The following is a 21,241-nucleotide window of genomic DNA, read 5'->3' on the forward strand; positions in this document are numbered from 1 at the left end:
CAAATCCCCTTTTATTTATGTCTGTTTAAAATCTTTTCTTAGTACCAAATAGCCTTCATTTAAGCCAGCCAATATCGCTTTAAAGGGACATTCCATCATCTCTGGTAAAAGCTTGGTAGCGTGTTCAGGAAAGATTTCTATTTCAAAATATTGACTCAAATTTCCAATTTTAAATTTCAGATACTCTCCACCATGGTCTAAAATCTGTTTAAATTCATCTTCGTTGATTTCTAAAATTTTCTCGCTAAAATCAATCGTTCCAACGCCATGCCCTATGCAGGTCGAGAAGATTTTGATTTGATCCACTCTAGCATCACCTGATTTTGCGCCATCAAGATGCCTTTTGGTGAGCTTGTAAACTTCTACCATTTATTGCCCCCATTCCACTCTGTGAAGGCTGACTTTATCTTCTTCTGAACATGGAACATATTGGGTATAAATTTCGTTATGGAGTATTCCTAAACACTCTGCATAGCGTGGATCAACTTCTGTTTTCATCGCTTCAGTGATAGCGGTTTTAGTCGCTTTTGTATCTTTGACGTTACCACTTTTCACAAGCGCATCAATATATTTGTCGAAGAGTTTACGTCCAAATACATAACTCATAAGCCTTTTTGCATGAACAAGCAAATCTCTCTCAAAAAGAGTATTGCCAAGGACAGAGTCTTTGACCATTGGTGGCATTTCGTTATCGTCCTCAAAACTCACTTTTTGGAGTTTTTGATCTAAGACGCCAAGGGCAGTTGTAAGCCCATAAATGATACTTGCAGGATGTGGAGGACAACCTGGAATATAAACGTCTACTGGTATGATTTTATCGATTCCACTTAGTACGCTATACGCATCGTAAAAAATACCACCCGATGCTCCACACGCACCAAGGGCTACAACAATCTTAGGATCGGGCGTTGCTTCGTAAGCACGAAGAAGTGGATAGTACATCTGACGTGTCACAGGACCTGTGCAGAGTAAAATATCGGCGTGACGTGGGTTTGCAACCAGCTTAAAACCAAATCGCTCAGGATCCCATAACGGTGTGATAGCCGCGAAAATCTCAATTTCACAGCCATTGCAACTTCCGCAGTCAACGCGAAAAACACTAAAACTTCTGCCTATATGCTTTAAAAGCTCAAGTTTTTCCTCTAAAGAATTGGCTAGTTCGATTTCTGTTGGCATTTCATATGTTTTCATTCTATCACCATCTCTTTGCCACTGGTAAAGGTTGCTACCGTAGCAGTTTTTTTACATGTTGGACACATACAAAGATAATTTTTAGCCTCTTCAAGCCTTTTTTCACTGACATTTGCTTTGCTTAAGCACTCAAAACTATACTTAATAAGTCTTTTTGCACCAAAGGGTTTGCCACACTCTGTACAATACTGACTATCAAGTTCGCCTCTTTGGATGAGAGCTGATTTATCAAATTTAACAGCGAGTTCAAACTCTTCGCTTAATTTGATGGCTCCCGTTGGGCAGACTTCATCGCATCTACCACAAAAGATACAACGCCCACAGTCAAACTCCCAAACGAGTTTACTTTTATCATCGTTAAAGACAACCGTGATGGCATTGGAAGGACATGCTATACCACACGCCGCACAACCTATACACAGATCATACACGTAAGCAGGTTTACCACGAAAATTCGCTGCAACATTATAAGGCTCAAACGGGTACTTATGGGTAATTTCGCCGTATTTTTTACTGATATCAAGAAGTTTCATCATCGCAGACTCCTCATCGGACTGTTTTTGAGTGTTTTAGAAAAATCTTTTAAATCTTTATTTGTCAAAATTTTACTCTTTTTGCTGTTGATGTCAACAACGGTGATACGCTCTGTACATGAGTAGCAAGGATCTAAGCTACAAACGATAAGTGCCGCATCGGCAATGGTGTTACCACGGAACTGAAAACGAAGGCTTGGCCAGTTGTTGTAGGTAGCGGCGCGACATCTCCATCTAAAGACTTTTTGAGCACTACCTTGCATAATCCAGTGGACATTTTCTCCCCTTGGTGCTTCAACATACGCTAAAGCGAAGTCTTCAGGTTTAACGTGGAATTTTGGGTCGACAATGATCGCCGTTTGAGGCATAAGCTCAAAACATTGACGAATGATAGAAACAGAGCTTTTAAGTTCCATATAACGAACCATCTCACGCGCGAAAACATCACCACCTTCTACAACGGAGACATTAAATTCGATCTGTTTAAAAAAGTCGTACGGATGGTCATAGCGTGTATCGCGTTTGATGCCACTTCCCCTAATATTAGGACCCACAGCAGAGAAATCACGGGCAACTTGTTTGTCAAGAATACCCACGCCCTTCCAGCGTTTCATTTGGCGTTGATCATCCATAACAGCATCCCATACTTCATCGACTTGTGTTTCGATGATTTGTAAGATGCGTAAACTCTCTTTGATCTCAATACCTGTGATATCGCGTCTAAGTCCACCCATAACAACGTTACCATAGGTTTTGCGTCCACCCGTAACGAGTTCAGCGAGTTTCATAGAGTATTCACGGATTCTAAAGATATGCATGAAGGCATTGTAGTTACCTGTCACTTCACAGGCAAGCCCGATATTGAGCAAATGGCTGTGGAGACGTTCAATTTCCGAACAGATAATACGAATGGCTTGCGCACGAGCAGGAATCTCTAAATTGATCGCTTTTTCTGCTGCTTCAATACATGCGATTGCATGGGCATAACCGCAAATACCACACACACGTTCTGCTAAATAGCCCATTTGATCGTAGTTCATACGGTTTTCAGCGAGCTTTTCCATACCTCTGTGTTGATAAAAAAGTCTGTAATCTGCATCGACAATGGTATCGCCATCGCAAAAGAGTCTAAAGTGTCCTGGCTCATCGGCTGTGATATGCAAAGGTCCTAGAGGAACATCAATAATTCCAGCGCCTTCAGGTTTTAAAAATTCATATTCTGGCTCATCATAATGCGTGCGCATATCAGGGCGATAACGGTAGTCCATCGCATCTTTTCGAAGCGGGAAGAGATCTTTGGGCCAATCATCACTTAAAACCAGTCGTCTTTTATCCGGTAAGCCCTCTGCTACGAGTCCAAACATGTCGTACGCTTCTCTTTCATACCATACACATGCTGGAACCAACGGTGTTACCGATGGATACGTGAGACTGTCTGGAGAGATAAGTACTTTAACCGTGACAAAGCACTTTTCATCTTGCGCTATCTCATCACCCTCAAACATCTTGCCACCCTCCATAGAGAGTGCGTAGTATAGGGCATAATGTTTGTTGATACTTCGCTCATCATTGGCAATCATCGTTGAGAGGTAGCCACCCATATCGTAATACAAAAAGCGAACCGCTTCAGGAAGGTCATTGAGCTCAACCAACGCAGTGACTTGATCTTCACATTGCCTTGTGACTTCTAAAATTTTAATTTTAGTCGCGAGTGCTTCTATAAATTTATCGCATTTCATTGGGAGTCCTATTTTTTAATTATGGTTTTAACGCTCTCATCAAGGAGAAACGTAAACGAATCAAACTGCCACACACCAAACGCTACAATCAAAATAGCCAAGGCAATAAGTGGAAAGTTTTCGCTGAACTTCATCTCACTGTTATGCTCCACTTTGCCTTCTACTTTACCAAAGGTTGCCAAGAAGAAGTGCGAAAAGTCGGCAATAAAAATGATGGCTAAGGCGACGGCAAAAATAGCCATTAATATGTACGAACCATCAATGGCTGCGGCTTTAAAGATGAGAAATTCACTCACAAAAATCGCAAAACCTGGAACACCGACCAAGGAACAGATGGCAATACCAAACAGTACAGCTGTAAGCGGTGCAATACGGATCATGCCACCCATTTTGGTCATATCTTTGGTTCCGTAGATTTTGGCGATATTTCCTGTTGAACAAAAGGCTAATGCTTTCGTAAAGGAGTGCGCCGCACAGTGGAAAAGAGCTGCAAAAAGCCCAATAGCGCCACCCACACCCAGTCCAAAGGCGATAACACCCATGTGAGCGATGGAGTGATATGCAAACATACGCTTAACATTGTGCTGACGAATCAAGAAAAAGGCAGAGACAAAAAGGGTTAATGTACCGCTGAGAATCATCACCGATTGTACAAAGTCAAAACCAACGCCATTGGCGACGATAGCGTAGTAGCGGATAAGTCCTAGCATGGCACATTTAAGAAGAATGCCTGAAAGTAGGGCAGAAGTAGGTGCTGGTCCTTCGGCATGAACATCGGGTAGCCATGTATGGGTAGGAGCAAGTCCTGCTTTGGTTCCAAACCCAATCAAGGCAAAGATAAAGACAAGTTTTAGCGCCATAGGATCTAATTGGGCTGCATTGGCAAGAAGATTGGAGTAGAGCATCGCTTCACCATCGATTTTACCGTTTGCCGCAGAGTACAGTAAGATGGTTGCATACAGTGCAAACGCTAAGCCAATACTACACAAGACGATGTATTTGTAACCACTTTCGGTAGATTTTTGATCTTTTTTAACTGCAACAAGAAAAACAGATGCAAGTGTCGTTGCCTCAATAGCTGCCCACATAAAGGCGATGTTATTACACAAGACACTTAAGCTCATGGTCCATGTAAAGATGAAGCTGAGCGCAAAGTAGTTTTTGACCTCTTTAAGGCTGATATGCCCATCTTCGAGTTCCCATTTCATATACGTAGTCGCATAGATATTGACCAGTAACCCAGTAATAGCAATCAGTGATAAAAAGATAGCTCCTAACGAATCCAAGAAAATAAAGTTATGAAAAAGGGAGAGTTCAGCTCCATTCACAACGTCACGCACTGCTGAGAGTAAGAGTGCTGAGACCATAATGCTTAATAGAATGTGTAGTTTTTGTATGAATTTAAAATTCAGTGGCATCATAAACATGAGCACGCCAAAAACAAAAGGTATGATGAGTATTAATAATAAAATGTCCATGTTAGCCCCTTAAATTAACCGCTTTAGATGTATTAAGACTTCCATATGAGGCGTAAAATCGTTTCGCCAAAATACTCATAATAATCACCGCAAAAATCGCGTCTGTCAAAATACCCACTTCAACCAGTTCATGAGACGTATACGCCATAAGCGCTAGGCTTAAATGTATACCATTTTCAAACAGACAGTAAGAGAGAATCTGTTTTAGAAATGAAGTTCTCAAAATAAAGCCAAAAATTCCCATCATAAAGATAAATGAAGCGGCAAAAAGCGGCAACGCATCTTTAAAAATTGAGAAGTGAATAAATACCTTATAAAACATCATCGCAACTGCGAGTGAAAAACTAAGCGCAACAACGGGCGATATAAAAAAACCACCTACTGGCTCATCTTCAACCACAACACCCAATTTTTTGACAAGATTGAGTAAATAAAGAGGTACAAAGACCACTTTGATGACAAAGGCTGTGATGGACCATACCAGTAGTTCGTGTGAACCATATTTAATATATAAGGCCAAAAAGATCGTGACCAATAAAAGCGTTTGCAAGGCATACGCTATAATGCTATGACGGTATTGTCTTAATCCAAATACCGCAAAACTTGTTCCCATCATTAAAACCGTCAAAATATCAATAATATTTGCCATAGTTATATTCCCATAATATAGAGTGCTAATGAGGTACATGAAATCGCAAGTGCAAAGAGCATCGTTCTTTTCATCCCTTTATTGATCGTAAACCTTGGTCCAAAGTTATCGATAAAAACGCCCATGACATAAAGAAAGCCTATCTCTGCCAAGAAAATGATGAGTGATAAAATTGGATTATCGACAAGACCCGCCCATGGCATAAAAACGACGAGGAAAAATCCTAACATCGTAAATTGTTTGAGCAGTATCGCTATATCGATTATCGCCAAATCTTTACCACAAAACTCGCCTAAAACACCTTCTTGCAACTCTTGTTCTGCTTCTGCTAAGTCATAGGGTTTTCTACCCGTTTCAACATACATGACCCACAAGAATGCAGTAGATGCAATCGCATAGGAAGGAAAGGCATAACCGTAACTGCCATCAAGTATTAACGAAGAGATAAAAGGTAAACTTGTACTTCCAGCGCCCATCATGACAACGATGAGACAAATCACAGCAACCTCTTCGGTATAAAAGCCGATGGTTCCTTCTCTGCTAGCACTTATACCTGCATAGGGGTTGGCAGTATCAAAACCAGCAACAATAAAAATAAACCTAAAAAGCGCGCCCAAATAGAGTAAAACAAAGATGTCCGAAAATTGTGTTAAAGCAAAAGAATCCGCACCATACGTAATGGGTAAAGCACAGAACATCGCTGCGGCACTGATAAAGAGCAAGTAAGGTGAAATTTGATAAATATAACTTGCACTGTATGATTTGGTTCTTCCTCTTTTTAACAATTTATAAATGTCATAATAGGTTTGAAAAATGCTCGGTCCAATTCTTGATTGAAATTTAGCTCTTAGCTTTCTTGAAATTCCATCAAAGAGAGGAGCAACTAATATAGCTGAAACAAGTTGTAATAGTAGATAAAAAAAGTCCATTTCTTCTCCCTTTTATAGATAGTAATAACCAAAGATGAGTACCAAGCAAAGATAAATCAAGATATAACCCGCATACAGATTGGTTCTACCATTTTGAAAGATACCAATTTTATCTGCGATCACCATGACGTAATGAATAACGGGCGCATAAAGCTTATCCCAAAAGAAATCATGTGTTTTATGTTTGTAGACTGCTTTTGAAAAGTAGCCATCAATCTTAATCTCTTGTTCGTATTTCAAAATAAAACTAAGGGCTTTTTTAATGTCCCCTGTAAAGGAGTTTGAACCGATTTGCATACTTTTGTTGTAAATAAAACCGCACGCCCATGGTTCAGTAACTCTCACGTCTTTATTGTTTGCTTTTAAAATGTAAACAAATACGAAAGGCAGGATGGCACAAAGAAACATGACCATCACAATGATAGGCATGGAGATTAATTCATATGAACTCACGTTGGTCTGTGGTATCAATGTCAGAACAATCTTTGAGAGCATGTCGACGATGTTATTCATAAAAAGACCTATTCCTACACAGAAACTTGCCAATAAACCTAATGGTAAAAGTCTTATAAAGGAGACTTCTTTAGCCTCTTCGACACTTTTGGTATCACGTGCCACGCCTAGAAAAACGGCACCGTATATTTTTGAAAATGCCATGATTGCCATTGCTCCCGTAATGGAAAGAGCGATGATGGCAAGAGAAAAGAAAAATCGTGATGCAGCACCTTCTTCCATGCCACCCATAACCATTGTTTTATAGATGATCCATTCACTTGCAAAGCCATTGAGTGGAGGTAAAGCACAGATGGAGAGTGCTGCAACAAAAAAGATGATGGAGGTGATAGGCATCTTTTTATGCAAGCCACCTAGAAGATCCATGTTGCGTGTTTTTGTTGCGGTGAAGATGTTGCCACTGAGCATAAAGAGGAGTGATTTGAAAACTGCATGGTTTAAAATATGGAAGAAGGCAGCGATAAAGCCTAGTAAGGCAATCATAGGTGAATTGGTTCCCAGTCCGTAAAAAGCACCACCCAGTCCTAAGAAGATAATGCCTACGTTTTCACAGGAACTGTACGCAATGGACGCTTTGTAATCGTTGGAAACGAGGGAATAAATAATCCCAAAAACACAGCTTAATGCACCAACAAAAAGGAGTATATAGCCAAATTGAACAAACTGTGGCAAGAGGAGTGCAAATTTTATAAAAGCAAAGAGTGCCACTTTGATCATAACGCCGCTCATCAGTGCTGAAGCGTTTGAAGGGGATTGACAGTAGGCGAGTGGCAACCAGACATGGAAAGGAAACATACCCGCTTTTGAGCCAAAGCCTACAAGGAGGAGGACAAAAAGAGTAAGGCTTGTGCCAAATCCCATGTTAAGTTCATCAAACGCGCTAAACTCAAAACCACCTGCTATGCTTGCCATAATTAAAAGAGCAACCATTAAACACGATGCCCCGATTTGGGCAATTCCCAAATAAATCATAACGTTTTTGCCCGCACCTTCACCATCATTGATTAAAATGAGAAATGCGGAGATCAGTGTCATCATCTCCCATAAAAGCATAAAAGAGAAGACATTATCACTTGCAATGACTAAGAGCATGGAGAGAATAAAAGCATTAAAGAGCGAAGCAAAAACCGCTAAATTGGCTTTTTTCTCATAAAACATTGCATAATCAAAGCTAAAAAGTGAAACTGCAAAAGCAATTAAACTCACTAAAAAGCTAAAAAACATTCCCAGTGTATCAAGTCTAAAAAGAGGTGAACTGATAAAATTTCCCGGTAATTGCCATGTCAATGTATTTCCCAGATTAGAAAAGAAAAATATCGCTGCATAAAGCGAAATGACACTGGCTAAACCAAAGCCTATCTTTTGGGCAAGAAGGGGTTTTTTATAGAGAACAAGGGAAAGTAGGGAGGTTAACAAAAATAGAGTGTATATGGTTTGCATCATGCTTCCTCTGTGTTGGTTTCTGCTGTTTCAGTTGGGGCTGGTTTTGGTTCTTTTGGTTTCTTAACTTCAGGAGCAGGAATGTTTGTAAATGTAAGGTCAGGTAAGATGGCTTTTAAAAATGGTGCCATATCGCCTTTGATTTTTTTACCAAATTTGCACTCAACAAGCACAGGATCAATCATCACCAATGCTCCTGTTGGGCAAACACCAACACACGCAGGACCGCTTTCGATTCCATCGCACATATCACATTTAATAGCGATGCTTTTAAGCCCGCTGATACAACCTGCTTCCAAGTGGCGTTCTACTTCATCTATAATGGAAGGAGGGAATTCAGCATCGATGTTTATTGCCCCATAAGGACAGGCAATCGTACAGAGTTTACAGCCGATACAGATCTCTTCACAAAGCTCAACACAGGCATTGGCGATACGAAGGGCACCCGTTGGGCAGACATTGGCACATGGAGCATCATCACATTGACGACACTGGTTAGGCATTTTACCACTCTCTAACGTGAGAACATCCAGTCTTTTTTTGGAGAGTTTACCACGCATGTAGGCATGTTTAACACATGTTTTCATACAGGCATTACAAGCGATGCAAAGGTCTGGATTGGTAATGACGAATTTATGAACTTTTGACATAGACTATCCTCTATGGTTTGTATAGTTTCATTGTATCAAAATTGCTAGAACTCATTTCAAAAAGTTAAGAACGAATACGCTTTTTGACTCTGATAGAGAAATGATACTCCATCAATATGATGACGAAATGATACTACACCTTTATAGCATGAATATAGCATTAATTTATAGTTTTCTTTTGTTATAAAGGTTATTAATAATATTTAGAAAATTTTAAATTAAGAAAGAATAATGGTATGGAGGCTATGAAATAAATGCTATTTTCATGCTACAGATTTTACCTATAATGACAAAATAAAGATGAAGAATTAGGGTTCTTTTAAGCCTAAAAGTAACCGATACGACCCTGGTGTCCCTGGCGGTAAAAGCGCTACTCTATCGCCCTCTTGTAAAAGCGTCTCTTTGGGACGTACGGTATGGTTAATGAAAACAGCTTCAACCTCTTGAGGTTCAAGCCCTAAAAAGCTCACCAGTTGATGCACATTTGTTCCCTCAGGAATACTCATTTGTGCATCAAGATATGCAAACTGGTTGGCTTTGAGTTTTTCGCGTAAAAAAGAGAAAGCATTCAGTATAATAAGCATGAAAACTCCTTTACGAAATTATAACGAAAGAATGAAACGATGAAACAATTAGACTTTATCAAAGCGCATCTTGATGAGGAATTTCTCTCATTAAAAACTACGTTTCAAGCGATGGAACTTTTCACGTGTACGTTTAAAGAGATAGAATCTTTGGCGCTTCAAAATGGTATTTTGCCATTGCGATACAAGCGAAATCAGAAGACTATTTCTACCCAAGAGCAATACACCTTGTTTCAATCGCACGTTGTGATTGTCGGATGTGGCGGCTTAGGCGGTTTTGTGGCTGAAATGCTTACGCGCATTGGTGTTGGACATCTTACCCTCATAGATGGGGATGTTTTTGAGGAGCATAATCTCAATCGTCAGAATTTTTCTTCCATCCACACCTTAGGACGAAAAAAAGCAGACGTGCTTGCCGAAAAACTTCGAGAGATCAATCCTGCTTTAGAGGTAAAAAGCCTTTCTCTGTTTTTATCACTTCCAAAGGATGAATCTCTCCTCGAAGAGGCGCATCTCATCGTCGATGCTTTGGACAATCCAACCATGAAATGTGCACTTGCCTCATGGGCAAAAGAGCATGAAAAACCCTTTGTTCATGGCGCAATTGCAGGCTACTATGCGCAGTTTTCAAGTTGCAGTACATTGGAAAACCTCTACCGTACACAAGGCGATGGTGCTGAAAAAACATCGGGCAACCCCTCATTTACAGTCTGTTTCGCTGCTTCCATTCAAAGTGCTGAAGTGGTGAAATTACTGTTAGGAAAACCGCATCTTACGCAGTCTCTTATGGGCGATTTATGGGAGTATGAGCTAACACTTATCTAATAGATAGATGAAAATCTGACTCATTTTTTTTCTTTTTTCGTCAATACCTCGTAAAAAATACCTCAATGTAACGCATTTACAACATACATTTGCTATTCTATTCTCAGTAGAATAGCTTTAGCGTGGAGGATTGATTGTGGCGATTTTAAAGAAAAACATATGGCTTCTTTTTTACGTATTGGCAATATTCTTTTTCGTACTATTTGCAACATTGTCTTACTTTAGTTGGAAAAATGTTTACAATGACTATGAACTAACACAAGAAAATATGGTTAAACTCATCGCTGACTCTACACGCTCACTCTTTAAAACACAAGAAACGATTCTTAATGTTGTCGGCAATCGTTTTTTAGAAGATGAAAACTACAAAAATAATCCCAGTGCTATGACAACCCTCAATGCTACGCTTATAGACAATCCTTCTATCGATGCTATCGCTCTTGTACTGCCAAGTGGTGCTATGACCTTTGTCAGCGGTGGTTATGATGTAACAAAATTCCCCAATCTTTTAGAACAAGAAAGCAGTAGAGACTCTTTTCTTGCAACGCTTAAAAGCACTAAAATGGTCTTTGGTCGTACCTATTATTTTAAACCGATTCAACAGTGGATAACCCCTATTCGTAAAGCAATTAGAGATCAAAATGGTAACATTGTGACGATTATTACGGCTGCGCTTAGGGTCAAGGATTCTTTTGGAAGTTTTGGTGTGAATTCAGATAAAAACCATAAACACAGTATTTCGATTGTTCGAGATGAAGATTTCTATTTTCAATATATTTCAGGGACTGAAACGGACAATTACACGAGGTATTTAACCCCAATGTCGCATCAAGAAAAAGAGATGATTGCTCAAGCGGTATGGGACACACACTCTTTTACGATGGATGAATTTCGTAAAAATGGAAGTGTTATCTCCTTTCTTTACACAGATGTTGATACTAAAACATATCTTTTTTCACTCCAATATGAGGAGACTTACAAATTATGGATTAGCGTTCGCATTCCTTTAGAAATCATTACAAACGATTTTTTAGACAGGTTTCGTATCTACTCTGCCATTTTTGTGTTGATTGCACTTGTTTTCTTTTTTCTTTTCAGAACAATCGCGAAAGCAGAAGCAAAGCGTCATGCTGATTTGATGTTTCAAGCAACCCATGACCAACTCACAGCCCTTCCAAATCGAAGCTATCTCCAAAAAAACATTGGTGATTGGCTTTATAAAGATGCTCCATTTTTTAGCATCCTTTATGTTGATATGGACCATTTTAAAAATATCAATGACAATTTTGGTCACCAATACGGTGATTATCTTTTAGTCGAACTGGCAAAAAGGCTTACCTCTGTCATACCTTCTGATGCAACTGCCATAAGGCATGGCGGTGATGAGTTTGTTATTTTTGCTCATTTAATACACGATGATGCGCTTTTAGATCTTGCCAATACGATTATTGAGACCATTTCCAAACCCTATTCGATCAATAGATTGACGCTGAATGTGGGTGCGAGTATTGGTATTGCAAAATACCCAGATCATGGCGAAACGCTCGATATGCTTTTGCGTGCGGCAGATATAGCAATGTATGAATCAAAAAAGGTGAGAAACAATGCTCAAATTTTTGTGGACGCTATGCAAGAGGGCTACCTTAAAAGTGTTAAAATAGAACATGAACTGAGAAAAGCTATCGAAAATGATGAACTGTTTATGGTGTACCAGCCTCAAATGAATAATTTGGGGCAGATTCATGGTATAGAAGCTTTGGTACGTTGGAACAATGCCTCACTAGGTGTTGTTCCACCCGATCAATTTATCCCTGTTGCTGAAATGTCAGGACAAATGGTCAAAATGGGGCATTTTATTATTGATCGTACGCTCAAAGAGATTAAAGAGGTTCAAACAACGCTAGGCGTAACGTTTCAAACTTCCATTAATATTTCCATACGCCAGTTTATGGAAGGTGGATTTTTAGAGCAGCTTTTAGAAATAATAGATGAGATGAAAATGAATCAAATTTCCATTACAATTGAAATCACCGAAAATCTTTTTATTGAAGATATTGACTATATCTTGCCTCTTTTGCATGAGATACGAAAGTGTGGTATTCAAATTTCTATGGATGATTTTGGCACAGGGTATTCTTCGTTAAGTATGCTCAGAAGACTTCCGATTGATGAGCTCAAAATTGATAAAAGTTTTATCGACACGATTGGGGAAGATGAATCTGCCCAAAGAATGGTTCAGAACATTATAGCCATTGGTAAAAATTTCAATATGCATGTCTTAGCCGAAGGCGTTGAAACGAAGGAGCAAAGAGAGCTACTGCGCTTGTTTGGATGCGATAGATTTCAAGGGTACTATTTTTCAAAACCCTTACTCAAAGCAGACCTTATAACTTTTTTTCAACAACATTAAACATTAGGGTAAGTGCATCGTTTTGAGATAATCGCCTATCAAAGGGATGGCGTCTTTTTTACATACCAAATGGGTCTCCAAGTCATATTCATTCAATGGTAGTTTGGTTAAGATGAGGTCATTCGTATAGTGGTATTTATCGACAATGATTTTTGACAAAAAAGCCCTTCCCATTCCTGCTTTGACACAGCCCAACATCACTTCATAATTCTCTAAAATAATCGTTGTGTACTCTTTATGTCCTAACGCTTCCCAGTACTGTTTAAAAAAGTTTAAATGCGTACTCTTTTCACGATAGCCTATAATACACTCTTTGCTCTGTTTATGTTTGGATTCGACCATGTAGAGGTCATCGTTGTAGGTGTTTAAGACGACAATGTCTTTATGATGGGGATTGCCCGTAATAAAGGCGATATCAATTTTGTAGTCCAACAGTGCATCAATCACTTGGGGAGTTCCATTGGCAAAAAGTTCTAGTTGGGTCGCAGGATAATCAACGGAAAGCTTTTCGATAAAGGGCAAGAGGCGAATAATCGCATTAGCTTGACTGGTTCCAACGCGTAAAAGTGTCTGCTCTGAGATATTTTTCATTTTTAAAATGGTCTCTTCTACTTTTGTAACAATCTCAAGCGCATAAGGATAAAGTTTTTCGCCTTCATAGGTCAAAATAACACCTTTAGGAACACGATGAAAGAGAGGATACCCCAACTTCTTTTCCAGTTGTTTGATGCGAAGTGTGACATTTGACTGCGTAAAACAGAGCTCTTGTGCCGCCAATGAGATGCTTTGGTGTTTGGCAACAGCCACAAAAATCTTGAGTAGCGATGAATCCATATTGCTCTCCTTTATATTTCATATAATTATCTATTATTTGCTTTTATATAACTATTTGCAATACAATAACCAAAAGTCATTTGAAAGCAACTGAAAAGAGGAGATGCATCATGCACGCCATTGAAAAACTATTAGCCAAAAAAGCAGGAAAGATGTCGGTACAAACAGGTGAGATTATCAACTGTGCGATTGATATGGCTGGTATTAACGATCTGTATTTACAAACGATTCGCTCTTTTCATGAAATGGGTGGCGTTAAAGTGCATGATCCAAGCAAAGTCATTATGTTTTTAGACCATTACGCACCTGCTTCAACCATTATGCAAGCCCAAAATCAAAAGCAGTTTCGAGAATTTTGTTGGGATCAAGGGATTGATCTTTTGATGGATATTGACCAAGGGGTGTGCCATCAAGTCTTAGCCGATAAAGGCTTAGCGTATCCTGGAGAAATCGTCGTCATTACAGACTCACATACAACCACACATGGTGCTTTTGGCGCTTTTGGAACGGGTGTTGGAGCAACAGATCTTGCGATTATTTTAGCGACAGGTAAACTGTGGTTTCGAGTACCCGAAATTATCAAAATCAATTTTGAGGGGAAACTTCCTACAGGCGTTTATGCTAAAGATATGATTTTACATGCTATTGGGGCTTTGGGAGCTGATTATGCTGTGTACAAAGCGGTTGAGTTTTCAGGCTCTGCTCTTACTCATCTGAGTATTTCTGAGCGTATGGCACTGTGCAATATGAGTACCGAAATGGGTGCTAAAACAAGCTATATTCAGCCAGATGCAGTAACAAAGGCATTCTTGAATGAAAAAGTAACACGACCTTATGAAATATACGAAACCGATGTGGATTTTGCCTATGCCGATGAAATAAGTTTTGATGTTTCCAACCTAAGACCGCAGTTAGCAGCACCCTCTAGTGTTGACAATGTCTATGACATCTCAAAATTTATAGGTCGACATATTGACCAAGCTTATTTGGGGTCTTGTACGGGTGGACGCGCAGAAGACATTGGCATTGCGGCACGTATTTTAAAAGGGAAGAAAGTTGCTTCTCGCACGCGGTTTGTCATTGTTCCTGCTTCAAAAGGAGTACTGCTCGAATCGATGGAAAAAGGGTATGTGCAAACACTGGTTGAAGCAGGTGCAACGTTTGTAACACCAGGGTGTGCCGCATGTTTGGGGACGCATGAGGGCATGATCGCTTCTGGGGAAACGTGCATCACAACAACAAACCGTAACTTCCCTGGACGTATGGGCGATACCAAAGCAGAGATATTTTTAGGCTCTCCCGCAGCAGTTGCCGCAGCAGCACTTGAGGGAAAAATTGTCGATCCAACACCCTATCTTAACTAAGGAGCAACCATGAAACAACATCTCAAAGGTACAGCATTTTGTTTTGGCAATAATATTGATACGGATCAAATCTATCCAGCGCGTTTTGTTGAATTCACCGATGTGGAAGATGTCGCAAAATATGCGATGTTTGGGGCTGATCCTGAGTTTACCAAAAAAATTAAAAAGGGTGACATTTTGATTGCTGGAACCAATTTTGGGTGTGGTAGCAGCAGGGAACATGCGGCTATTACCCTTCAAGCAGTCGGTATAAGCGTCATTATCGCAGAGTCTTTTGCGCGCATTTTTTACCGTAATGCCATCAATTTGGGCTTACCGCTCATCGTTTGTCCTTCTATATCTACGTTAATTCACTCAGGTGAAACGCTGGGTGTTGATTTGCAAAGTGGAAAAATCAGCAATGCTCAAGGTGTCATTGCAACGGCTGAGCCGATGTCAGAGTATGTGATGAGCATTTTAGAGAGTGGTGGCATTAAGCCTCTCATTAAAAAACAGTTGGAAACAGCGTCTTTATTATCTTAATAGGAAGGAATGAATGTCATGGCGATAACGGATTATTTTCAAGGCTTTAAGCGCATGATGGTTGATACGGGCGATGTGTCCATCAATACGTTAGTTGGAGGCGAGGGGAAGGAAGTCATTTTGCTTTTACATGGGCATCCTGAGAATTATCTCATCTGGAGAGACATCGCTCCTAATCTTGCCAAACGCTATACGGTGGTGGTTACAGACTTGAGAGGATACGGCGATAGCTCAAAGCCTAAGGGACTTCCCGACCACTCGAACTACTCAAAACGTGTGATGGCACTTGACCAAGTGAAGGTTATGGAACATTTGGGCTTTAGCAAATACCACATCGTAGGGCATGATCGAGGGGCTAGAGTGTGTCATCGTTTGATGCTCGATCACCCAGAAAAGGTACTCACCTGTACCATGATGGACATTTTACCAACCTATGACATGTATGAACGAACGAACAGAGAGTTTGCAACGAAGTACTGGCATTGGTTCTTTTATATTCAGCCTTTTGACTTCCCTGAGCGCTTTTTAGGGGCTGATCCTGATTATTTTATTCGCAATAATTTACTGAAAAAAGCTTCACCAGAAGCCGCTAAAAATTTTCCTGAAGATGTTTTACAAGACTACATCAGGTGTTATTCTGACCCTGCTACGGTGCATGGTATTAGTGAAGACTATAGGGCTGCTGAGAGCATCGACCTTGAACATGACCTTGTGGATCGCGCCTCCAAGATCAAAACACCACTTTTGGTCTTGTGGGGAGCCAATGGTGTTGTTGGAAAACTATGGGATATTCTTAAAGGCTGGCAAGACTTAGCAGAAGATGTCAGTGGCTTTGGCATTCCTGATTGTGGACATTTTGTACCCGAAGAGAAACCTCAAATTGTACTAGAAGCATTGGGCGCTTTTTTGGAGCAAAAGCGCAAAAAGAGTTAAACTTGCATTTTCATTTAGGAACAAACCTGCATCTTATGACAATGCAGGTTTATTCTTACTTTTTATCTGCTTTCGTAGCGATGCTATCGCCAATTCCTTGGAGGAGTTGAACTAAAACAATCAGTATAACAACGGTAATGACCATAACGTCTGTTTCGTAGCGGTAGTATCCAAAACGGATGGCAAGATCACCCACGCCTCCACCACCCACGATGCCAGCCATTGCCGAGTAGCCAACAAGGCTAATGCCTGTTACGGTGAGCCCTCGGATGAGACCTGAGAGCGCTTCTGGGAGTAGCACCTCTTTTATAATTTGAAAAGGGGTTGCACCATAAGCCGTTGCGGCTTCAATGACACCTTTATCGACTTCGCAGAGCGATACTTGCACCAACCTAGCGTAAAATGCAATAGCAGCAACCGAGAGTGAAAAAGAAGCGGCAATAGGTCCAATGGTTGTTCCCACAAGGATTTGTGTTAAAGGAAGAAGCAAGACCAGTAATATAACATACGGCGTTGATCGAATAACATTAATGAGTAGACCACTGAGCATGTTGAGAAATTTATTTTCCCAAAAAAGCCCTTTATCGGTAACAAATAAAAAGATTCCCAGAGGAATACCAACAAGAATCGAAAGTGCAAAGGAGATGCCCACCATTTGTAATGTTTCCCAAAATGCCGTTAAAAGGTCTGGTAACAATGCGATAAAACTATCCATGAAATACCTCCGCTGACGCTGTTCGCTCTTTTAAATAGTTCATAATCTCACCCATTCGCGTAACCCCACCATCCATATGAAGAATAAGAACACCCAAAGGCTTCTCATTGATGTACTCAATTTTTCCATGCAAAACATTGATGTTTACGCCAAAGGTGCGAATAACATCTGAGAGGATGGGCTCTTCGGCTTTATCGCCATTGTAAACAACTTTGATGAGGCTCCCTTTGAGGTCATTGACAATGCGTGAAGGAAGCTCTAGGTTGAGTGTATGGGCGACCAGTTTTTGTGTAAAAGGGTGTTTTGGGCGTGCAAAAATATCATAGACTTCGCCTTCTTCGACAACGCTACCTTGATCCATTACGGCAACTTTGGTACATATTTTTTTAATGACGTCCATTTCATGGGTAATAAGAATGGTGGTAATGCCCAGTGTGCGGTTAATGTCTTTGAGAAGCTCTAAAATGGCATTGGTTGTCTCAAGATCAAGTGCCGATGTCGGTTCATCGCACAAAAGGATTCTAGGGCTGTTCGCAAGTGCTCTGGCAATGCCCACACGTTGTTTTTGCCCACCTGAAAGTTGAGAAGGGTAAACATCTCTTTTGTCAGATAGCCCCACTAAAGCTAAAAGTTCGGGTACTCTTTGGTTGATCGTTTCTTGAGACGTGCCTGCTATGAGCATGGGGAATGCGACATTATCAAAAACGGTTTTGGTGTGGATGAGGTTAAAATGTTGAAAAATCATTCCGATCGTGTGGCGAACACTTCGTAATGACTTTCCTGTATAGTCTGTTATCTCTTCTTCGTCTATCCATACTTTGCCAGAGGTTGGTTTCTGTAAAAGGTTGATGGTGCGAAGTAGGGTACTTTTACCCGCTCCACTGGTGCCAACAATGCCAAAAACTTCACCTTCTTGAATGTGCAGGTTGACATTTTTAACCGCTTTAAAGGACGCTTCTTTACTTTGAAACTCAACCGTTACATTTTCAATACGTACCATAATAACTTTCTCTCCAATCATTGATGAACACGCTATGCTAAAACCATACCGTGCTAAATCTCTAGTTTGTTTTTGCTTTCAACCACGCTGGTTTTTGAAAATCTTTAAAGATGCGTGCAGGGTCATTGATGATGGTTGCAAACGCTTCAGATTCAACGATCTCTTTGATGTCTTTTGCAAATTGTGCTTCGATATCATCTGATCTTACCGCAATGACGTTGATGTAATTCTCAGGAATAATCTCTCGATCTATAGCGCTTGGGTAGATACCAGAAGAGATCGCATAGTTCCCTGTAGCAACTGCTATGTCAACGCTTTCAACCGTTCGAGGAATTTGTGCCGCTTCAATAGGGTGAAATTTGAGTTTCTTTGGATTTTCAGCAATGTCTCTTTCCGAAGCTTTGGTCGCATCAAGTTCAGCTTTAATTTTAATCAAACCAACGGCTTGAAGGTAGCGCAATGCTCGTGCAAGATTGGTTGGGTCATTGGGTATGGTAATCGAAGCGCCATCTTTAATCTCAGCAAGGGATTTAAATTTTTTAGAGTAAATGCCCACACCTGCGGTTGGTACGCTGATGAGAGGTGAGAGTTTAAGCCCTTTGTCTGCAGAGAATTTTGCGAGATAAATAGGATGCTGAAATAAATTTGCATCGATTGATTTGTTAGAAAGCGCAAGGTTGGGTTGCACATAATCACTAAACTCTTTAATCTCAATAGAATAACCCTTTTTCTCCAGACTAGGTGCAATGGCTTGTTTAAAAAGATCGCCATAAGGACCAGGAGATATACCAATAATAAGGTGTTTCGTATCTGCTGCAAAAGCATTGCCTGCCATAAGAACAAATAGCCCCGCCAGTAAGATAGATAATTTGGATGTGATCCATTGTTTGATACGCATTGTATTGTCTCCTTTTCTCATGTCAAATGTATAAACTGTGAAAGTGTAACGCAAAAGAATTTTAATGTCAAGTAAAATGATAATAATAGTAGTGAATTAAACTTATTCTTTTGTGACGCAAACTGTGACACCTTTGCGTTAAAGAAATATCGCCAAAATCTCACATTTTACCGCTATTTTCTCTACTCAACGCAGCATTATTAAACGTATTTCTTAGATATATAAATTTATAAATATGCTTGTGTACTTACATTATATGCCTATTTTTGGGCTTTATTGATATTTTTTCTTTGCATATATCGTTTAAATATATCAAAAGTAACACCTTTGGTTGAGAAACAAATTTTTTATACATATCTCACATTAAATATCACAGTTAATTATTAGAATTAAGGCAGGAATAAAAAACCATTTCAAAAAGGAGTTATACAATGAGTCAAGAGACAATGTCCAGAAGGGACGCGCTTAAATTAGGTATGGTTGGAGCAGGAGCAGCAATGCTTAGTGCAGCCAATGCAATGGCAGCGGCACCAACAGAGAAAGATGTTAAGTTTGATGAAGAGTACGATGTTATCGTTATTGGTTCAGGTTTTGCAGGTCTTGCAGCAGCTGCTAAATCAGCAGAGCGTGGCTTAAAAGTTCTTATTCTTGAAAAAATGGGTCGTGTAGGTGGTAACTCAGTTATCAATGGTGGTGCGTTTGCCGTTCCAATGAATAATGACCAAAAACAATTTGGTATTGTTGACTCTAAAGAGTTATTTATTAAAGATGCTTTAAAAGCTGGTCTTGGTATTAACCACGTTGAGATGTTATCATTGATCGCTGATCGTGCGCAAGAGACACTAGACTTTGCTATTAAATGTGGTGCTAAATTCCAATTAGGTAAAAAACCAACATGGTTTGGCGGTCACTCAGTTCCAAGAACAATCGTTACAGAAAACATGAGTGGTTCTGCGATTATTCAACCAATGGCAGCATTTGTTGAGAAACTTCCAGGTTGTAAACTTGTAACTCGTGCAAAAATGGATGACTTTGTTATGAGCAATGATGGTACAACCGTTATTGGTGTAACTGCACGTATTAACTACAAATTTGACAACAAACTTTACAGTGATGACATTGAAAACAAATCAGGTGAGAAAAAAGTGTACCGTGCTAAAAAAGGTGTTGTTTTAGCAAGTGGTGGTTTCTCTATGGATAAAGAATACAGAATGATTCAAGATCCTCGTATGAAACCTGATATGGATTCAACAAACCATGAAGGCGCAACTGCGGGTGCACTTTTAAAAGCATTCCAAATTGGAGCACTTCCTGTACACATTAGCTGGATCCAAGAAGGTCCATGGGCAAGCCCGGATGAGAGAGGTTTTGGTGTAGCACCACTTCTTACTCAACAAGGTCTATTTGTACTCGGTGTTGCAGTTGACGTTAGAAACGGTAAACGTTTTATGAACGAAATGGCTGATAGAAAAACAAGAGCGGATGCTGAGTATGTTGTCTTAAGAGAAGATCCAAAAGCATACCCTGTTGCAATCGGAACTCACCATACGTTTGAAGAACAAATTGCTGCAGCGGTTGAAAAAGGTTTGGCTTCTGGCGTTATGAAAAAATTTGATACCATCGATGCTCTTGCGGCAAACTACAAAATCCCTGTAGCTGCATTAAAAGAGACAATTGCAAAATATAACGAAGATGCTAAAAACGGTGTTGAAGACCAATTCAAAAAACAAACACTTAAAGAGATGAAAGGTAAAGAAGCTATCGATATGAAAGGACCTTTCTACGCAATTCGTTTGGTTCCAAAACCTCACCATACAATGGGTGGTTTAAAAATCAATACTAAAGCACAAGTTATCTCTGCTAATACAAATAAACCAATTCCAGGTTTCTTTGCAGCGGGTGAAGTAACAGGTGGAACACACGGTGCAAGCCGTCTAGGTAGTTGTGCGATTGCTGACTGTCTAGTATGTGGTATGGTAGCAGGAGAAAACATCTAATCATGGGTAGCAAAAAAACTCTTTTAGCTCTAGGGTT

20 protein-coding genes are annotated in these 21,241 nt (G+C 40.0%); 6 read left to right on the forward strand and 14 right to left on the reverse strand.

What is annotated here, in order from left to right; all coding sequences use genetic code 11:
* Positions 1-15: 15 nt before the first annotated feature.
* The 10 genes from V7Q04_RS04240 to thiS all read right to left on the reverse strand — a co-directional run bounded on the left by V7Q04_RS04240 (position 16) and on the right by thiS (position 9,706).
* On the reverse strand, positions 16-369 hold the full coding sequence (locus V7Q04_RS04240; protein WP_333803661.1) for a formate hydrogenlyase maturation HycH family protein: 354 nt from the start codon (positions 367-369) through the stop codon (positions 16-18).
* Positions 370-1,191 (reverse strand): NADH-quinone oxidoreductase subunit B family protein, encoded by an 822-nt coding sequence (locus V7Q04_RS04245; protein WP_333803662.1) that lies wholly within the window; start codon positions 1,189-1,191, stop codon positions 370-372.
* Complete coding sequence (locus tag V7Q04_RS04250) at positions 1,188-1,727, reverse strand: formate hydrogenlyase complex iron-sulfur subunit (protein ID WP_333803663.1); 540 nt, start codon at positions 1,725-1,727, stop codon at positions 1,188-1,190. Before V7Q04_RS04250 ends, V7Q04_RS04245 begins: the two co-directional genes overlap by 4 nt.
* Positions 1,724-3,463, reverse strand: a complete 1,740-nt coding sequence (locus tag V7Q04_RS04255; protein WP_333803664.1) for a hydrogenase large subunit — start codon at positions 3,461-3,463, stop codon at positions 1,724-1,726. The genes V7Q04_RS04250 and V7Q04_RS04255 overlap by 4 nt, the downstream gene beginning before the upstream one ends.
* 8 nt (positions 3,464-3,471) lie before the next feature.
* On the reverse strand, positions 3,472-4,941 hold the full coding sequence (locus tag V7Q04_RS04260; protein WP_333803665.1) for a hydrogenase 4 subunit F: 1,470 nt from the start codon (positions 4,939-4,941) through the stop codon (positions 3,472-3,474).
* 1 nt (position 4,942) lies between these two features.
* Entirely contained in the window at positions 4,943-5,590 is a 648-nt protein-coding gene (gene hyfE / locus V7Q04_RS04265) for a hydrogenase 4 membrane subunit (protein ID WP_333803666.1), read from the reverse strand.
* A gap of 2 nt (positions 5,591-5,592) precedes the next feature.
* Positions 5,593-6,519, reverse strand: a complete 927-nt coding sequence (locus V7Q04_RS04270; RefSeq protein ID WP_333803667.1) for a respiratory chain complex I subunit 1 family protein — start codon at positions 6,517-6,519, stop codon at positions 5,593-5,595.
* A gap of 12 nt (positions 6,520-6,531) precedes the next feature.
* Positions 6,532-8,472 carry a proton-conducting transporter transmembrane domain-containing protein gene (locus tag V7Q04_RS04275; RefSeq protein ID WP_333803668.1) on the reverse strand — a complete coding sequence of 647 codons (1,941 nt, stop codon included), beginning with the start codon at positions 8,470-8,472 and terminating at the stop codon, positions 6,532-6,534.
* Positions 8,472-9,122: a 4Fe-4S dicluster domain-containing protein gene (locus V7Q04_RS04280; RefSeq protein ID WP_333803669.1), complete on the reverse strand. Its 651-nt coding sequence runs from the start codon at positions 9,120-9,122 to the stop codon at positions 8,472-8,474. The genes V7Q04_RS04275 and V7Q04_RS04280 overlap by 1 nt, the downstream gene beginning before the upstream one ends.
* A gap of 308 nt (positions 9,123-9,430) precedes the next feature.
* A complete protein-coding gene (gene thiS, locus V7Q04_RS04285) occupies positions 9,431-9,706 on the reverse strand; it encodes a sulfur carrier protein ThiS (RefSeq protein WP_333803670.1) in 276 nt (91 codons plus the stop codon).
* A 39-nt stretch (positions 9,707-9,745) separates the two neighbouring features.
* Here thiS and V7Q04_RS04290 point away from each other — a divergent pair, with 39 nt between their 5' ends.
* Together V7Q04_RS04290 and V7Q04_RS04295 are read left to right on the forward strand one after the other, a co-directional pair.
* Complete coding sequence (locus V7Q04_RS04290) at positions 9,746-10,531, forward strand: HesA/MoeB/ThiF family protein (RefSeq protein ID WP_333803671.1); 786 nt, start codon at positions 9,746-9,748, stop codon at positions 10,529-10,531.
* Between the two features lie 136 nt (positions 10,532-10,667).
* The gene (locus V7Q04_RS04295) at positions 10,668-12,941 is read left to right on the forward strand and encodes a bifunctional diguanylate cyclase/phosphodiesterase (RefSeq protein ID WP_333803672.1); all 2,274 of its coding nucleotides are present in this window, start codon (positions 10,668-10,670) and stop codon (positions 12,939-12,941) included.
* Positions 12,942-12,944: 3 nt separating this feature from the next.
* Here the strand turns inward: V7Q04_RS04295 and V7Q04_RS04300 are convergent, their stop codons facing one another.
* Positions 12,945-13,775, reverse strand: a complete 831-nt coding sequence (locus V7Q04_RS04300; protein ID WP_333803673.1) for a LysR family transcriptional regulator — start codon at positions 13,773-13,775, stop codon at positions 12,945-12,947.
* A 110-nt stretch (positions 13,776-13,885) separates the two neighbouring features.
* Here V7Q04_RS04300 and V7Q04_RS04305 point away from each other — a divergent pair, with 110 nt between their 5' ends.
* From V7Q04_RS04305 to V7Q04_RS04315, 3 genes are read left to right on the forward strand one after another with little or no spacing between them, the layout of a single operon-like run.
* Positions 13,886-15,139, forward strand: coding sequence for a 3-isopropylmalate dehydratase large subunit (locus V7Q04_RS04305; protein ID WP_333803674.1), 1,254 nt, complete (start codon positions 13,886-13,888; stop codon positions 15,137-15,139).
* Between the two features lie 9 nt (positions 15,140-15,148).
* The gene (locus tag V7Q04_RS04310; protein ID WP_333803675.1) at positions 15,149-15,661 is read left to right on the forward strand and encodes a LeuD/DmdB family oxidoreductase small subunit; all 513 of its coding nucleotides are present in this window, start codon (positions 15,149-15,151) and stop codon (positions 15,659-15,661) included.
* An 18-nt stretch (positions 15,662-15,679) separates the two neighbouring features.
* Complete coding sequence (locus V7Q04_RS04315; RefSeq protein WP_333803676.1) at positions 15,680-16,594, forward strand: alpha/beta fold hydrolase; 915 nt, start codon at positions 15,680-15,682, stop codon at positions 16,592-16,594.
* Between the two features lie 55 nt (positions 16,595-16,649).
* Here the strand turns inward: V7Q04_RS04315 and V7Q04_RS04320 are convergent, their stop codons facing one another.
* The 3 genes from V7Q04_RS04320 to V7Q04_RS04330 are packed head-to-tail and all read right to left on the reverse strand — an operon-like array spanning position 16,650 to position 19,207.
* Positions 16,650-17,309, reverse strand: coding sequence for a methionine ABC transporter permease (locus V7Q04_RS04320; protein WP_333803677.1), 660 nt, complete (start codon positions 17,307-17,309; stop codon positions 16,650-16,652).
* Positions 17,302-18,330 (reverse strand): methionine ABC transporter ATP-binding protein, encoded by a 1,029-nt coding sequence (locus V7Q04_RS04325; RefSeq protein ID WP_333803678.1) that lies wholly within the window; start codon positions 18,328-18,330, stop codon positions 17,302-17,304. Before V7Q04_RS04325 ends, V7Q04_RS04320 begins: the two co-directional genes overlap by 8 nt.
* A 40-nt stretch (positions 18,331-18,370) precedes the next feature.
* A complete protein-coding gene (locus tag V7Q04_RS04330; protein ID WP_333803679.1) occupies positions 18,371-19,207 on the reverse strand; it encodes a MetQ/NlpA family ABC transporter substrate-binding protein in 837 nt (278 codons plus the stop codon).
* Positions 19,208-19,638: 431 nt separating this feature from the next.
* Between V7Q04_RS04330 and V7Q04_RS04335 the strand changes: the two genes are divergently transcribed.
* Positions 19,639-21,204, forward strand: a complete 1,566-nt coding sequence (locus V7Q04_RS04335; protein ID WP_333803680.1) for a flavocytochrome c — start codon at positions 19,639-19,641, stop codon at positions 21,202-21,204.
* Positions 21,205-21,241: the final 37 nt, after the last annotated feature.

Origin of the sequence: Sulfurospirillum sp. (assembly GCF_036802865.1) — a bacterium.
In the GTDB taxonomy this organism is placed as follows: Bacteria; Campylobacterota; Campylobacteria; order Campylobacterales; family Sulfurospirillaceae; genus Sulfurospirillum.

Bases quoted from the DNA above. Each gene is read 5' to 3' on its own strand.
- V7Q04_RS04320 (WP_333803677.1), bottom strand. From the start codon at position 17,309: ATGGATAGTTTTATCGCATTGTTACCAGACCTTTTAACGGCATTTTGG.
- V7Q04_RS04300 (WP_333803673.1), bottom strand. From the start codon at position 13,775: ATGGATTCATCGCTACTCAAGATTTTTGTGGCTGTTGCCAAACACCAA.
- V7Q04_RS04250 (WP_333803663.1), bottom strand. From the start codon at position 1,727: ATGATGAAACTTCTTGATATCAGTAAAAAATACGGCGAAATTACCCAT.
- V7Q04_RS04290 (WP_333803671.1), top strand. From the start codon at position 9,746: ATGAAACAATTAGACTTTATCAAAGCGCATCTTGATGAGGAATTTCTC.
- V7Q04_RS04260 (WP_333803665.1), bottom strand. From the start codon at position 4,941: ATGGACATTTTATTATTAATACTCATCATACCTTTTGTTTTTGGCGTG.
- V7Q04_RS04315 (WP_333803676.1), top strand. From the start codon at position 15,680: ATGGCGATAACGGATTATTTTCAAGGCTTTAAGCGCATGATGGTTGAT.
- V7Q04_RS04325 (WP_333803678.1), bottom strand. From the start codon at position 18,330: ATGATTGGAGAGAAAGTTATTATGGTACGTATTGAAAATGTAACGGTT.
- hyfE (WP_333803666.1), bottom strand. From the start codon at position 5,590: ATGGCAAATATTATTGATATTTTGACGGTTTTAATGATGGGAACAAGT.
- V7Q04_RS04245 (WP_333803662.1), bottom strand. From the start codon at position 1,191: ATGAAAACATATGAAATGCCAACAGAAATCGAACTAGCCAATTCTTTA.
- V7Q04_RS04240 (WP_333803661.1), bottom strand. From the start codon at position 369: ATGGTAGAAGTTTACAAGCTCACCAAAAGGCATCTTGATGGCGCAAAA.
- V7Q04_RS04330 (WP_333803679.1), bottom strand. From the start codon at position 19,207: ATGCGTATCAAACAATGGATCACATCCAAATTATCTATCTTACTGGCG.
- V7Q04_RS04275 (WP_333803668.1), bottom strand. From the start codon at position 8,472: ATGCAAACCATATACACTCTATTTTTGTTAACCTCCCTACTTTCCCTT.
- V7Q04_RS04280 (WP_333803669.1), bottom strand. From the start codon at position 9,122: ATGTCAAAAGTTCATAAATTCGTCATTACCAATCCAGACCTTTGCATC.
- V7Q04_RS04270 (WP_333803667.1), bottom strand. From the start codon at position 6,519: ATGGACTTTTTTTATCTACTATTACAACTTGTTTCAGCTATATTAGTT.
- V7Q04_RS04305 (WP_333803674.1), top strand. From the start codon at position 13,886: ATGCACGCCATTGAAAAACTATTAGCCAAAAAAGCAGGAAAGATGTCG.
- V7Q04_RS04255 (WP_333803664.1), bottom strand. From the start codon at position 3,463: ATGAAATGCGATAAATTTATAGAAGCACTCGCGACTAAAATTAAAATT.
- thiS (WP_333803670.1), bottom strand. From the start codon at position 9,706: ATGCTTATTATACTGAATGCTTTCTCTTTTTTACGCGAAAAACTCAAA.
- V7Q04_RS04335 (WP_333803680.1), top strand. From the start codon at position 19,639: ATGAGTCAAGAGACAATGTCCAGAAGGGACGCGCTTAAATTAGGTATG.
- V7Q04_RS04310 (WP_333803675.1), top strand. From the start codon at position 15,149: ATGAAACAACATCTCAAAGGTACAGCATTTTGTTTTGGCAATAATATT.